The sequence below is a fragment of the Frigidibacter sp. RF13 genome (assembly GCF_026626305.1).
In the GTDB taxonomy this organism is placed as follows: Bacteria; Pseudomonadota; Alphaproteobacteria; order Rhodobacterales; family Rhodobacteraceae; genus TMP-24.
On sequence record NZ_JAPNUE010000002.1, the window covers coordinates 256,496 to 269,662 of the forward strand.

The window sequence follows — 13,167 nt, forward strand, 5'->3', positions numbered from 1 at the left end:
TGCGGGACGGATGCCAGACGGGGGCGGGACGGATGCTGGCGGCCCCGGGCGCGGCTTGCTATGCTGGTCGGGGTTAGCGGAGCAGGGCAGATGCAGGCAGAAAAAGTAGCGGATCACATCACCGGCTGGCTGGGGGAGTATACCCGGAAAGCCGGCATGAAAGGCTTCGTCGTCGGCGTGTCCGGCGGCATAGATTCCGCAGTCGTTTCAAGCCTTTGCGCCCGAACCGGCCTGCCAACGCTCGTGGTCGAGATGCCGATCCACCAGTCCCCCGACCAGGTCACCCGCGCCCGCGCCCACATCGCAAATCTCACCGCCCGCCACCCCAATGTCGAAGGCGCCGAGGTAGACCTGACCGAGCCCTACGACCGCCTCGTTAACGCCCTCCCAAACTCCCCTGATTCTCCCTCGCGTGACATGGCTTTGGTCAATACAAGGGCGCGTCTGAGGATGACGACGCTCTATTATCTTGCGGGGCTTCACGGTTCTCTGGTTGCCGGTACCGGCAACAAGGTCGAGGATTTCGGCATTGGCTTTTATACCAAATATGGGGATGGCGGCGTCGATCTCAGCCCGATCGCCGATCTGATGAAGACCGATGTCTTTGCTCTCGGCCGGGTCCTCGGCGTCGGTGAGGCGATCCTCAAGGCCGCGCCGACCGACGGGCTCTGGGGCGACGCGCGCACCGACGAAGACCAGATCGGCGCCTCCTATCCCGAGCTCGAATGGGCGATGACCTTCTCAGGTGACGAAGCGGCGCTGACCAAACGTCAGACCGAAGTCCTAGCCATCTACCGCCGCCTGAACGCCGCCAACCGCCACAAGATGGAACCGATCCCAGTCTGCCTCATCCCCGAGACGCTGCGCCGACCGGCTTAGCCTGACTGAAGGGCCACAAGCGAGCGCCCGCCCGCGAGCGGCGGGCCAACCCCTGAGCATCGGTCTGCCGCTACTGTCCCGGATGTACGGGTGCTTGTTGTCGCGATCCGATGCTGTGATCCTCTCGCGGATAGATGGGCGTATCATGGGACAGATGCCGCTCGTTGCGCCACGAACGGACACGCTGTCAGGGCGGCAATATGGCGACGGCGAGTTTGGCTCGCGCATTTGAGCCGCTTCTGGCGTCCATGCGCGCTGCCGCGAAAGCGGGACGGTCCATTCGGCCATGGAGTCACGAAAGCATGGGCCGTCATATCAGCTGTCCCAGATTGCGCCGAAGGCGGGAATGCCGTGGGTTTCCATGTCATGAACCACCCTGCGAGTGAGCTTCTGGTTCGATATGACGATCACCGCCTCGGCGCCGCTGTCGCGCACCGCCTAAAGGGGGATTGCCAACCTATTTTCGCCTGGTTGAGAGGAGTGAGATCCTTGCCGGTCAAGCGGCCATTTCCGCAGCATAGTCTTCCCAGATGCCAAAAGCATCGGTCCTGGCGTGGCGGTATGAGATTGCGAAGAGTTGATAGCGGCGGGGTCGAAAGACGGTGTTGATCTGATCATGGGCAGCCAAAAATCTCTCTGCCTGCCGGGATGATTTGAACCGGCCCATGAGCTTCTCTTGCTTCCGGGTCGGTCGGTGCGAACCCTCGATCCGATTATTGATCCCCTTGTGGGCGCGGTGGTCGGCGTCCGGGGCCAACTGACGGATCGGTTTGATATAGCTGCGTAACTTGTCCGTGATGATACCGCGGGGCTGGCCAAAACGGGCGATCAGTTGCCGCAAGAAGCGTTTGGCCGCTTTGGCATTTCGCCTTGGCTGCACCAGAATGTCGAGCACATCCCCGCGCCCATCCACGGCCCGCCACAACCACATCTTCACGCCGTTGATCGGCACGACGACTTCATCAAGGTGCCACCTATCCGCCGCAGCGGGCCGATCACGCTTGATGCAATGTGCGAGTGCCGGCCAAACCGGTTCACCCATTTGCGAATGGTCTCCCGACTGACCATGACGCCCCGTTCGGCGCGCAGATCCTCAACGTCCGCCGTGCTCAGCGCGAACCGGTGGTAGACCCACACGGCGTAAGCGACGACTTCGCGGGGGAACCTGTAACCTTTCAGGCGGGGCATCTCGGCTGGTATCCTCATGACGACCGCCTAAACTCCACCACAGGCGGCGGCAAGTTGGCAATGCCCGCGCCGGAGTTAGAGTGCGCCCGTCATGCGCCCGCCAAGGTCACGTGATCGCGCGGCGCTATTTCGCTCCGGGCTGGACGTGATGAGAGACGATGAGCCATGTCCCGTCCGCCTGCTTCTCATAGATGTTCGTAACCACCCAGTTTACCGGCAGGACCGAGCCGTTCTTCAGCTCGAATTCACCGACTTCCAGCCCGACTTCCCAGGCGACGGACCCGCTGACATGGAGTGACCGGTTCTCGATCCGCGCCTCGCGCCGATTGAACCGCTCGTTCGCATTGGCGAAGTAGTTCTTGAGCGCGGGCCAGCCGACGACGATGTCCTTCGACATAGGCCCCACAAAAGTGATGTAGGGCGTCTGCGCGAAGACCGTGGACATCGCCGAGCCGTCGTCCAGGACCGACAGGTTCGCGTAGAATGCATCGCTGGCCGCTGACGCGTCCGCGACGTCGTCGGCATGGGCGATCGAGCCCTGCACCACGAATAGCAGCGCAGCGACGATCGGTGTCTTAAGAGCTTTCATCGGAGTGTCCTTTTCAGCACGAGGTTGCGCGCCCCAGGGCGGAATGCCCCCGGGGCTTGCCAAAAGGGTGGCGCTTCGGCGCATCAAGTCCTGAAAAATCCGTGAAACCTTCTGAAAGTTCATGGTATCTTCGGTCATCTGTGGAGGGTGGCGTGACATTCGCGGCGTCCGAAAAGCTGGTGTTCGGGGAATTCGAGCTTCTACCCTCGCAGCGGATGCTGAGAGGGCGTGAAGGCCCCATCGAACTGCGCCCGACCAGCCTCAGCGTCCTGATCTACCTTGTCTCCTCTGCCGGACGAGTTGTTTCCAAGGAGGAACTTCTGGACGCGATCTGGCCCGACGTGACGGTGTCAGAGGAATCCCTGACGCGCTGCGTCAGCGACATCCGCTCTGCGCTTTCGGACGGCGAGCGGCGCATGCTGAAGACCGTCTCTCGCCGTGGCTACCTCTTCGCGGCAGAGGTTGAGACCGGACCAAGCAAGATCCCGACGCCTGCCCGGCGCAAGAGCATGGCCTTGACGGCAATGTTCGGCATCCTGGCGCTGATTGTCGCGCTGCTCGGCACATGGGCGCTCTCTTCAGCCCAGCCGAAGATTCACAGCAGGCCGCTCCTGGCGGTGCTGCCCTTGGAGGGCGCGGCGACAGAAGCCGACGACGACTATTTCGCAGATGGACTGACCGAAGACATCTCGCTTGCGTTGTCGCGGTTCGGGTCTATTCTTGTGATTGCCCAGTCTTCGACGGTTCGCTTCAAGGGCAGTACCGCGTCGATACGCGACATCGGAGACCAGCTTAACGCCCGGTTCCTCCTGACGGGAAGCACCCGGCGTGACGATGCCCGGATCATCCTCAATCTGCAGCTGACAGATGTTGCAGACGGCGTTCAAGTCTGGTCCGGTCAATATGACGGCGAGGTCAACGGATTCTTCGGCGCGAAGACTGCTCTTGTCGGGACAATTGCCAGCATCCTAGACCGTCAGATCACCAAGGTAGAGCTTGACCGTATCGCGCGCAGTCAGCCGCCGGACATGACCGCCTACGATCTGGTCCTGCAGGGCGACGCCTTGCTACGGAACACCGAAGGCAGGGAACGGGGCGAAAACATAGCAACGGCGCGCGACCTTTACGAACGGGCCGCGGCCATCGACCCTCGCTATTCCGAAGCTGTTGAGGGCATCGCCAACACCTATCTGCTGGCCTGGCTGGAGCCGCATTCCTCCTCTCCCCTTGCCGGCGAATTCCAGACCCCTAATGCCCTGAAATGGGCCGGCGATTATGCCCGCAAGGCCGTCGAACTTGACGAGACCAGCGCAACTGCCCGCGCGACGCTCGGCTGGATCCTCAACTGGCAGAGTGGCCCGTCCGCGGGCCTCACTCTGTACGATCAGGCCCTTCAGCTGAACCCAGGACTCGTCGACTGGCGGTACGGCCTACTATTGTCTCACGGTGGCCGCGCAGAGGAAGCCGAAGCCTACATGAAGCAGATCATGATCTCCGATCCGCTTCATCCTCCCCGATACAGGTATCTCTTGGGCAAAGCCTACTACTTCCAGGGTCGCTATGACGAAGGCTTACCGCTGATCCGTCAGGCGGCGGCCCAGATGCCGGCTCACCAGCCGTCCCACGTGCTGCTCGCGGCACTTCTGGCGGAAATCGGCGAAACGAACTCGTTGAAGGACCTCGTCGCGGAGGTGAACGCGCTCGTCCCAGGCTTCACTGTTGAGAAATGGTTGGCCTACATCCGGATCTCGGACGAAGCCTATGCCGACCGCTTGCGACGAGGTTTGCTGGCGGCAGGGTTTCCGGAAACCTGATTCTGCTGCGCTATCACGCCAAACGGCATAGCCAACTTGCCGTCGCCTGTGGTGGAGTTTAGGCGGTCGTCATGAGGATACCAGCCGAGATGCCCCGCCTGAAAGGTTACAGGTTCCCCCGCGAAGTCGTCGCTTACGCCGTGTGGGTCTACCACCGGTTCGCGCTGAGCACGGCGGACGTTGAGGATCTGCGCGCCGAACGGGGCGTCATGGTCAGTCGGGAGACCATTCGCAAATGGGTGAACCGGTTTGGCCGGCACTCGCACATTGCATCAAGCGTGATCGGCCCGCTGCGGCGGATAGGTGGCACCTTGATGAAGTCGTCGTGCCGATCAACGGCGTGAAGATTTGGTTGTGGCGGGCCGTGGATGGGCGCGGGGATGTGCTCGACATTCTGGTGCAGCCAAGGCGAAATGCCAAAGCGGCCAAACGCTTCTTGCGGCAACTGATCGCCCGTTTTGGCCAGCCCCGCGGTATCATCACGGACAAGTTACGCAGCTATATCAAACCGATCCGTCAGTTGGCCCCGGACGCCGACCACCGCGCCCACAAGGGGATCAATAATCGGATCGAGGGTTCGCACCGACCGACCCGGAAGCAAGAGAAGCTCATGGGCCGGTTCAAATCATCCCGGCAGGCAGAGAGATTTTTGGCTGCCCATGATCAGATCAACACCGTCTTTCGACCCCGCCGCTATCAACTCTCCGCAATCTCATACCGCCACGCCAGGACCGATGCTTTTGGCATCTGGGAAGACTATGCTGCGGAAATGGCCGCTTGACCGGCAAGGATCTCACTCCTCTCAACCAGGCGAAAATAAGTTGGCAATCCCCCGAACTTATCCGGCCTGGGCCAGGCGACGCTCGTCGCGCGGGCACAGGCCGAACATCTCGGTATAATGGCGCGCGAGCGTCGCAGTCGTGAGATAGCCGACCGACACCGCGATATCGCGCAGGCCATCTTTTGAATAGAGGACGCGCTGGCGAGCCTTTCTGAGCCTGAGCTGGTGGTAATATCTCAGCGGGCTTTGCCCGGTTTCCTGCTTGAAGAGACGCTCGAAATGGCGGTTCGACAGGCCGACCGCCTCGGCCACGTCGGGAATGCGCAGCGGATCCTCGATATGGGTCGAGAATAGGTCGATCGCCCGGCGGACGGGCGCTGCCAGCTGCTCAGAAAGGCTGTCTGATCGGCCGACAGGGGTCTTTTGCGCCATGTCTTCCTCATGCGGGACCGGGTGCTGGAACCAGCAGGCGACTTCGGTCATGCAATCGCGGCCCAGCCTTTCCTCGATCAGGCGCAGCATCAGGCCGAAGACCGCGCCAGAACCGGACACGGTGGCACGGCGCCGGTCGCGGCAGATGACAGTCTCGGTGGTGTCCACATCGGGGAACCGGGCTTTGAAGGCAGCCTCATAGCACCAGTGAACCGAGCAGGTGCGCCCCTCCATCAACCCAGCCCGCGCCAGGGGGAAGATACCGCCCGAAAAGGCGCCAAGCGTCACGCCGGTCCGGTCGAGCCAGCGCAGCCGCGCCGGGCTGCGGCGGGGGTCGCCATAGTCCGCCGTCGGGGGCGAGAGGAGGTAGAGATGGTCGAGCCCCACCACCTCCTGCAGCGTCGCGTCGGGCTCAAAGCCGATCTCGGCCGAGGACCGGACGGTCGCGCGCGTCTCTGCGATCAGCCGCCAGGCGAAGATACGGCGACCGGTGATCTCGTTAGCCGCACGCAGGGGTTCGATGGCCGAGGTCATGCAGGCCATCGGAAAACCGGGGAAGAGAAGAAAGCCGAACTGGATGGGGCTGGTGTCGGTCATAGGTCTCAAGGCCCGGCTTCTTCCGGCTGGGGGTCAGATATCCAGCGTATTCTCGGTTTCCCAGCGGGAGAAGTGCGAGCAATAGCTGTTCCATTCCTGGTGCTTCAGCTTGAGATAGGCCGCAGAAAACTCCTCGCCCATCATCGCCTTCAGCAGCTTGTCCTTGTCGTACTCGCGCAGAGCGTCGAGAAGGTTCAGCGGCAGTTTTGGCGCGTTCTTCACCGTATGGCCGAACTGATACATGTCGATATCGTGCCGCTTGCCCGGATCGGCCTTGGTGCGCACCCCGTCGAGCCCGGCGGCAAGAATGACCGCCTGCATGAGATAGGGGTTGGCGGCGCCGTCGGGCAGGCGCAGCTCGAACCGGCCGGGGCCGGGGACGCGCACCATATGGGTGCGGTTGTTGCCAGTCCAGGTGACGGTGTTCGGTGCCCAGGTGGCGCCGGATGTGGTGCGGGGCGCATTGATGCGTTTGTAGCTGTTCACCGTCGGGTTGGTGATCGCCGCAAGCGCGGAGGCGTGCTTCATGATCCCGCCAAGGAAATGGCGGCCACGATCGGAAAGGCCCAGTTCCGCCTTCTTGTCGGCAAAGGCATTGGTCTTACCGTCGAGCGACCAGACCGAGATATGGGCGTGGCAGCCCGAACCGGTCAGGCCTTTGAACGGTTTGGGCATGAAGGTGGCACGGAAGCCGTGCTTTTCGGCCACCGACTTGACCATGAACTTGAAGAAGGAATGTTTGTCGGCGGTCTGCAGCACGTCATCATATTTCCAGTTCATCTCGAACTGGCCGGTCGCATCCTCATGGTCGTTCTGGTAGGGCTCCCAGCCCATCTCCAGCATATAGTCGCAGATTTCCGAGATCACGTCATAGCGGCGCATCACCGCTTGCTGGTCGTAACAGGGCTTTTCCGCCGTGTCGTAGATATCGGACACGCCCGAGCCTTCGGCATTCAGGATGAAGAATTCGGGCTCGACCCCGGTGCGGACCCGAAGACCGTCTTTCGCAGCCTCGGCGATCAGCCGCTCCAGCACGTTGCGCGGCGCCTGATCGACGAGCTTTTCCTCCATCGTGGCGCGGGCAGCGACCCAGGCCACTTCTTTCTTCCAGGGCAGCTGGATGGCGCTGTCGGGGTCGGGCACCGCCATCAGGTCGGGGTGGGCAGGCGTCAGGTCGAGCCAGGTCGCAAACCCGGCGAAGCCCGCGCCCTCGACCGACATGTCACCGATCGCCTGGGTGGGCACAAGTTTCGCGCGCTGTCCCCCGAAGAGATCGGTATAGGAGATCATGAAGTATTTGACGCCGTGTTCCTTGGCCCATTTGGCAAGGTCTTTCGCCATTCTCGTAGCTCCCTGTTGTCTTTTTTCCTTGGTCAGTACCCGTTGCGTCCGGGTATCCAGTTCGTTCCCGCGATTGGCACCCCAGCCATTGCGGCGGCTTCGATCGTCAGCGCGCACAGGTCCTCGGGTTCCAGATTGTGCAAATGGTTCTTGCCGCAGGCCCGAGCGATGGTCTGCGCCTCCAGCGTCATGACCTTGAGGTAATTCTTCAGGCGCCGCCCGCCGAGGATCGGGTCGAAGCGGTTGAATAGCTCCGGGTCCTGGGTGGTGATCCCGGCGGGGTCTCGGCCCTCGTGCCAGTCATCGTAGGCCCCGGCCGTGGTGCCGAGCTTCCGGTATTCGGCCTCGAGTGCCGGGTCGTTGTCGCCAAGCGCGATCAGCGCCGCCGTGCCGATCGACACGGCATCGGCACCAAGTGCTAGCGCTTTGGCCACGTCCGCGCCATTGCGGATACCACCCGAGACGATCAGCTGCACCTTTCGGTGCATGCCGAGGTCCTGCAGGGCCTTCACTGCCTGAGGAATGCAGGCAAGCGTAGGCTGGCCCACATGTTCGATGAACACGTCCTGCGTCGCCGCTGTGCCGCCCTGCATCCCGTCCAGAACCACGACATCGGCCCCGGCCTTAACGCTGAGCGCCGTGTCGTAATAGGGCCGGGCGCCGCCGATCTTCACATAGATCGGGATCTGCCAGTCGGTGATCTCGCGCAGTTCGTGGATCTTGATCTCCATGTCGTCCGGCCCGGTCCAATCGGGGTGGCGACAAGCCGACCGCTGGTCGATGCCCTTTGGCAAGTTGCGCATCATCGCGACCCGGTCGGAAATCTTCTGGCCAAGCAACATGCCGCCGCCGCCAGGTTTCGCGCCCTGGCCCACCACCAGTTCGATCGCGTCGGCGCGGCGCAGATCGTCGGGGTTCATGCCATAGCGCGAGGGCAGGTACTGGTAGACAAGGGTCTTGGAATGGCCGCGTTCCTCTTCGGTCATGCCGCCGTCGCCGGTGGTGGTCGAGGTGCCCGCGGCACTCGCGCCCCGGCCCAATGCCTCTTTTGCCGGTCCAGAAAGCGAGCCGAAGCTCATGCCCGCGATGGTGATCGGTATATCCAGATGGATCGGTTTCTTGGCAAAGCGCGTCCCGAGCCAGACATCGGTGCCGCATTTCTCGCGGTAGCCTTCCAGCGGATAACGGCTGATCGACGCGCCGAGAAAGAGAAGGTCGTCGAAATGTGGCAGGCGCCGTTTCGAGCCGCCGCCACGAATGTCATAGATGCCGGACGCCGCTGCGCGACGTATCTCGGCATTCGCCTCGGGCGAGAAGGTCCAGGAAAATTTCGGGGGCGTATGGGGAAAATCGCTCATCCGGGCGCCTCAATATGCCGACGCATTGTCGATGTTGAAATTGTAGAGCTTGCGCGCCGAACCGTAGCGACGGAACTCCTCGGGTTTGGCCTTCGCGTCGGCCTCGCCCCGGCGCAGCAGGTCTTCGAGGATCAGAAGATGCTCGTCGCGCATCTCCTTTTCGATGCAGTCGGCGCCCAATGACTTGACCGTGCCGCGTACGAAGATACGCGCCTCATAGAGCGAATCCCCCAACGCCTCGCCCGCGTTGCCGAGGACAACGATATTGCCCGATTGCGCCATGAAGCAGGACATGTGGCCGATATTGCCATGCACCACGATGTCGATCCCCTTCATCGAGATGCCGCAGCGCGAAGAGGCATTGCCCTTGATCACCAGAAGGCCGCCGCGCCCTGTCGCGCCCGCATATTGGCTGGCGTCGCCATCGACGATCACGGCGCCCGACATCATGTTTTCGGCCACGCCCGGCCCCGCCGATCCCTTGATGCGGATCGTCGCCTGCTTGTTCATGCCCGCGCAGTAATAGCCGGTCGACCCGCGCACTGTGATGTCCACCGGCGCATCGACCCCGGCGGCGATCGCGTGGGCGCCCTTGGGATTGATGACCTCCCAGGCGGTCATGTTGGTCTGGCCTTTCAGCGCGTGAAGGGCGCTGTTCAGCGCCCTCAGGCCGTCCTTGCCCAGATCGAAGCTCTGCATTCGCTCAACGCTCCCAGAAATAGACGGTGGCCGGTTCCGGTTCCCAGACGCGGGCGTCCTCGATGCCGGGCAGGTTGACGAGCGCGCGATATTCCGAGCCGAAGGCGACATATTCGTCTGTCTCGGCCATGACGGCAGGCTTGCAGGCGATCGGGTCGCGCACCACGCCAAAGCCATTCTTGGTGCCGACAACGAAGGTGAAGAACCCGTCAAGGTCGGTCAGCGTCGCTTCCATCGCATTTCCGAGGCTTTCACCATCCTGCAGCTTGTGGCTGAGGAAGGCAGCGGCAACTTCGGTGTCATTCTCGGTCTCGAAGGTCATGCCATGGCGGCGAAGTTCGCGACGGACCGAATTGTGGTTCGAAAGCGAGCCGTTGTGGACAAGGCACTGGTCCGATCCGGTCGAGAAAGGATGCGCGCCCATGGTGGTAACGGCCGATTCGGTCGCCATGCGGGTATGGCCGATGCCATGCGAGCCCTTCATCTTCGCGATATCGAAGCGCGCGGCCACGTCCTTCGGCAGGCCGACCTCCTTGAAAATCTCAATACTGTCGCCGACGCTCATGACTTTCACGTTCGGGCGCAAATGCAGGAGCGCCGAGCGCGCCGCGTCCAGCTGATCGAGCGGCACTTCCAGAACCGCATGCGTGTTCTTGACGAGGAGGGCTACCGGCTGACCGATCGCGTTGCGCAGATCGGCGTCGAGCGTTTCGAAGTCCTCATCGGGGGCTGCCGACTGGATCGTGATCTTGCCCAGCCCGTCCTTGGCGCCGGAATAGATGGCGATCCCGGCCGAATCCGGCCCCCGGTCGGTCATCGTGATCAGCATATCCGTCAGCATGGCGCCCAGCTTCGGTTCCAGCTTTGGGTCCTTCAGAAACAGCCCAACGATGCCGCACATCGGATTCGTCTCCTTTTCTCCGCTTGTCCGAACGCTAGCACCGAGATTTGCGACGTTCAACTGGCAAGAAACAATTTTCACCTTACGGGAAAAACGCGGGGCGATTGTCAGCATTCCGCGGCCCAGTCGGGTTTTCCTTGACAGATTGTCGCACCCCATGTTTCCTTTCGGGCAAACAATTTTGCCGAAGAGAAAAAGGCGACGGGCCTCGCCACCTTCGGTAACGATCCGGCCCAGGGGAGGAAAAGGTGAGTCAGCTGAATGATAGAATTCAGTCCATGCACCGACGCGACGTGCGCGTTGCCTGGGCCTTCGTGATCGGTTTGTGGTTCGCGATCATCTTCGTGGCACTCGCCACCTGGAACCTCGCGCCCAGCGGCGCGGCGCGCACGATCCTGCTGATCGGCGGCGCGATCGTGCTTTTGTTCAACACCGGCGCGATCCTAGCGATGCTCAGGCATTACCGCGAGGACCGGGACTTCATGTACGGGCTCGACATCAAGTTCCTTGATGAAGCCCGCAAAGGCAGGGGGTAGAGATGGCGCATTACGAACCTCCGAAACAAGGCAAGGCGAGCCAGCTTTTCGATGTGATCGTGCTGGTCATTCTCACGGTTGGCGCGCTGTTCGTGCCGCTCTGGCTTGGCATGGCCGGCGCGGCGAAGATCGTCGCTGAGCCGGTCGACAGCCCGACCTGGGAATCGCTCGGTCAGACGGCTGCGCAGGCCGCCCAGTACGAGGCGCTGGGCTATGACCCGGCCTCCGCTCACGATCTGATCCTCGCGCGGTTCGACTACAGCTTCTCGGCTGGGGCGCTGATCGCGATGATCGTCGTGATCGTCCTCTACTATGTGCTGATGCTGAAATTCTCGGAAGTCGAATACCGCGAAGTGATCGCGGAAAAGTTCGGCGACAGGAGGTAGGGGAAAATGGAAACCTGGCAAATCCTCGAATATGTGGCCTGGGGCGTCTCGGCGCTTCTTGGCCTCTATATGGTGATCGACTGGATGAAGGTCGATTCAAGCTATTCCGAAGATGTCCTGACCTCCTCGCGCGAAGGCGAGCTCGAGGCCATGACCGAAGAACAGCACAGGTGAGGGCGGATCATGGCTGATATCGACATTACCTCTCAGACCATGGACGGGATGGGTCCGCACGGCACCAAGGTCGGGCTACTGCGGGTTCTCGGCCCGGCACATGTCTGGGCGCTGGGCGTGGGCATCGTTCTGGTCGGCGAGTATATGGGCTGGAACTTCGCGGTCGGCAAAGGTGGCGCCTATGCGGCGCTCATTGCCTGCTGGTTCGCGGGCATCCTCTACACCTGCGTCGCCATGATCGACAGCGAGGTCACCTCGACCGTGGCTGCGGCGGGCGGGCAATATACTCAGGCCAAGCATATCGTCGGGCCGCTGATGGCCTTCAACGTCGGACTTTATCTCGTCTTCGCCTACACGATGCTGGAAGCGGCGAACGCGATCACCGCTGGCTACCTGATCTCGGTCGTGGCAGGGATGACGGGCTATGCCGGAGAGCTGGACCAGCGGCCGTTCATCATTCTCGTCATCATGTTCCTGGCCTGGCTGAACTATCGCGGCGTGCTTGCGACGCTGACGTTCAACCTGGTGATCACCGCCATCGCCTTCCTTGCGATCCTCGTGCTGTTCCTTTCGACCTCCGGCATCCTCGGCGGCGGCATTATGCAGCACACGGCGCTATTTGAAGGGCACGAGATGCCCTATGGCTGGATCGGCGTGCTGGCGGCCATGCATTTCGGCCTGTGGTACTACCTCGGGATCGAAGGCACGACGCAGGCGGCCGAAGAAGTGCGCTCGCCCGCCCGCGCGTTGCCCTTCGGTACGCTGGCCGGGATCATGACGCTGCTGATCGCAGCGACGCTCACCTGGTATGTCTGTTCGGGCGTGCTGCCGTGGGAATTCCTCGGCGATGGTGTGAACGGCTCGGTCGCGCCTTTGTTCGATACGGCACGCCTCTCGGGGTCGAACGGGCTGATCTGGCTTCTGGGCTTCGGCACGCTCTTTGCGACGCTCGCCAGCGCCAACGGCTGCATCAACGACGCCAGCCGCGCCTGGTTCGCGATGGGCCGTGACAAGTATCTGCCGGGCTGGTTCGGCGCGGTCCATCCGCGCTACCGCACGCCCTACCGGTCGATCATCTTCCTCGTGCCGATCGCGCTCATATTCGCGCTCGGGGCGCCGCTCGATCAGGTGATCACCTTCTCGATCCTGTCGGGGCTTCTGGAATACACGTTCATGCCGCTGAACATCATCATGTTCCGCCGCAAATGGCCGCTGAACTCGATCAAGCGCGGCTATGAACATCCGTTCCACCCGCTGCCTGCGGTGACCCTGCTCGCCCTCTGCGCGCTGACCTTCTTCGCGGTGTTCCTGGGCTACGGGACCCAGCTCGTGGCGATGATCGGTTTCTACATCGTCGTCTCGCTCTGGTTCCACTTCTGGCGCTACCGTTTCGTGAACCGCGGGGCGCAGTTCACCATGCCCTGGCCGAAACCGCAGGGGTACTGATCGGCCCTTGCCGGCCCACGACTTAAAGGCCCGCCCGCAAGGGCGG

13 protein-coding genes and 2 pseudogenes are annotated in these 13,167 nt (G+C 62.2%); 7 read left to right on the forward strand and 8 right to left on the reverse strand.

The window, feature by feature from the left end:
* Positions 1-90 precede the first annotated feature (90 nt).
* Complete coding sequence (gene nadE, locus OU426_RS06910; protein WP_267633198.1) at positions 91-879, forward strand: NAD(+) synthase; 789 nt, start codon at positions 91-93, stop codon at positions 877-879.
* 315 nt (positions 880-1,194) lie between these two features.
* Here nadE and OU426_RS18180 read toward each other — a convergent pair whose 3' ends face one another.
* From OU426_RS18180 to OU426_RS06920, 3 genes and pseudogenes are all read right to left on the reverse strand, one after another.
* A complete protein-coding gene (locus OU426_RS18180) occupies positions 1,195-1,314 on the reverse strand; it encodes an FNR domain-containing protein (protein WP_506737133.1) in 120 nt (39 codons plus the stop codon).
* A gap of 61 nt (positions 1,315-1,375) precedes the next feature.
* Positions 1,376-2,085 (reverse strand): annotated as a pseudogene (locus tag OU426_RS06915) (IS6 family transposase).
* A gap of 106 nt (positions 2,086-2,191) precedes the next feature.
* Positions 2,192-2,656: a YybH family protein gene (locus OU426_RS06920; RefSeq protein WP_267633199.1), complete on the reverse strand. Its 465-nt coding sequence runs from the start codon at positions 2,654-2,656 to the stop codon at positions 2,192-2,194.
* A 152-nt stretch (positions 2,657-2,808) separates the two neighbouring features.
* Here OU426_RS06920 and OU426_RS06925 point away from each other — a divergent pair, with 152 nt between their 5' ends.
* The gene (locus tag OU426_RS06925; RefSeq protein WP_267633200.1) at positions 2,809-4,470 is read left to right on the forward strand and encodes a winged helix-turn-helix domain-containing protein; all 1,662 of its coding nucleotides are present in this window, start codon (positions 2,809-2,811) and stop codon (positions 4,468-4,470) included.
* Between the two features lie 71 nt (positions 4,471-4,541).
* Positions 4,542-5,251: pseudogene (locus OU426_RS06930) on the forward strand (IS6 family transposase).
* Positions 5,252-5,308: 57 nt separating this feature from the next.
* Here OU426_RS06930 and OU426_RS06935 read toward each other — a convergent pair.
* Genes OU426_RS06935 through OU426_RS06955 form a run of 5 tightly spaced genes read right to left on the reverse strand, consistent with a single transcriptional unit; the run spans position 5,309 to position 10,579 of the window.
* Positions 5,309-6,280, reverse strand: a complete 972-nt coding sequence (locus tag OU426_RS06935) for a GlxA family transcriptional regulator (protein WP_267633201.1) — start codon at positions 6,278-6,280, stop codon at positions 5,309-5,311.
* Positions 6,281-6,313: 33 nt separating this feature from the next.
* Complete coding sequence (gene glnT / locus OU426_RS06940) at positions 6,314-7,621, reverse strand: type III glutamate--ammonia ligase (RefSeq protein WP_267633202.1); 1,308 nt, start codon at positions 7,619-7,621, stop codon at positions 6,314-6,316.
* Between the two features lie 32 nt (positions 7,622-7,653).
* Positions 7,654-8,979 (reverse strand): FMN-binding glutamate synthase family protein, encoded by a 1,326-nt coding sequence (locus tag OU426_RS06945; protein WP_267633203.1) that lies wholly within the window; start codon positions 8,977-8,979, stop codon positions 7,654-7,656.
* A gap of 9 nt (positions 8,980-8,988) precedes the next feature.
* On the reverse strand, positions 8,989-9,678 hold the full coding sequence (locus OU426_RS06950) for a GXGXG domain-containing protein (protein ID WP_267633204.1): 690 nt from the start codon (positions 9,676-9,678) through the stop codon (positions 8,989-8,991).
* A 4-nt stretch (positions 9,679-9,682) separates the two neighbouring features.
* Entirely contained in the window at positions 9,683-10,579 is an 897-nt protein-coding gene (locus OU426_RS06955; protein ID WP_267633205.1) for a class II glutamine amidotransferase, read from the reverse strand.
* Positions 10,580-10,857: 278 nt separating this feature from the next.
* Here OU426_RS06955 and OU426_RS06960 point away from each other — a divergent pair, with 278 nt between their 5' ends.
* Genes OU426_RS06960 through OU426_RS06975 form a run of 4 tightly spaced genes read left to right on the forward strand, consistent with a single transcriptional unit; the run spans position 10,858 to position 13,121 of the window.
* The gene (locus OU426_RS06960; RefSeq protein WP_267633206.1) at positions 10,858-11,115 is read left to right on the forward strand and encodes a hypothetical protein; all 258 of its coding nucleotides are present in this window, start codon (positions 10,858-10,860) and stop codon (positions 11,113-11,115) included.
* Positions 11,116-11,117: 2 nt separating this feature from the next.
* The gene (locus OU426_RS06965; RefSeq protein ID WP_267633207.1) at positions 11,118-11,501 is read left to right on the forward strand and encodes a hypothetical protein; all 384 of its coding nucleotides are present in this window, start codon (positions 11,118-11,120) and stop codon (positions 11,499-11,501) included.
* A 6-nt stretch (positions 11,502-11,507) separates the two neighbouring features.
* Entirely contained in the window at positions 11,508-11,675 is a 168-nt protein-coding gene (locus OU426_RS06970) for a hypothetical protein (RefSeq protein WP_267633208.1), read from the forward strand.
* A 9-nt stretch (positions 11,676-11,684) separates the two neighbouring features.
* Positions 11,685-13,121: an APC family permease gene (locus tag OU426_RS06975; RefSeq protein WP_267633209.1), complete on the forward strand. Its 1,437-nt coding sequence runs from the start codon at positions 11,685-11,687 to the stop codon at positions 13,119-13,121.
* The last annotated feature ends 46 nt before the right edge of the window (positions 13,122-13,167 follow it).

Coding starts and splice junctions, on each gene's coding strand:
- nadE (WP_267633198.1), top strand. CDS start 91: ATGCAGGCAGAAAAAGTAGCGGATCACATCACCGGCTGGCTGGGGGAG.
- OU426_RS06920 (WP_267633199.1), bottom strand. CDS start 2,656: ATGAAAGCTCTTAAGACACCGATCGTCGCTGCGCTGCTATTCGTGGTG.
- OU426_RS06935 (WP_267633201.1), bottom strand. CDS start 6,280: ATGACCGACACCAGCCCCATCCAGTTCGGCTTTCTTCTCTTCCCCGGT.
- glnT (WP_267633202.1), bottom strand. CDS start 7,621: ATGGCGAAAGACCTTGCCAAATGGGCCAAGGAACACGGCGTCAAATAC.
- OU426_RS06945 (WP_267633203.1), bottom strand. CDS start 8,979: ATGAGCGATTTTCCCCATACGCCCCCGAAATTTTCCTGGACCTTCTCG.
- OU426_RS06950 (WP_267633204.1), bottom strand. CDS start 9,678: ATGCAGAGCTTCGATCTGGGCAAGGACGGCCTGAGGGCGCTGAACAGC.
- OU426_RS06955 (WP_267633205.1), bottom strand. CDS start 10,579: ATGTGCGGCATCGTTGGGCTGTTTCTGAAGGACCCAAAGCTGGAACCG.
- OU426_RS06960 (WP_267633206.1), top strand. CDS start 10,858: ATGCACCGACGCGACGTGCGCGTTGCCTGGGCCTTCGTGATCGGTTTG.
- OU426_RS06965 (WP_267633207.1), top strand. CDS start 11,118: ATGGCGCATTACGAACCTCCGAAACAAGGCAAGGCGAGCCAGCTTTTC.
- OU426_RS06970 (WP_267633208.1), top strand. CDS start 11,508: ATGGAAACCTGGCAAATCCTCGAATATGTGGCCTGGGGCGTCTCGGCG.
- OU426_RS06975 (WP_267633209.1), top strand. CDS start 11,685: ATGGCTGATATCGACATTACCTCTCAGACCATGGACGGGATGGGTCCG.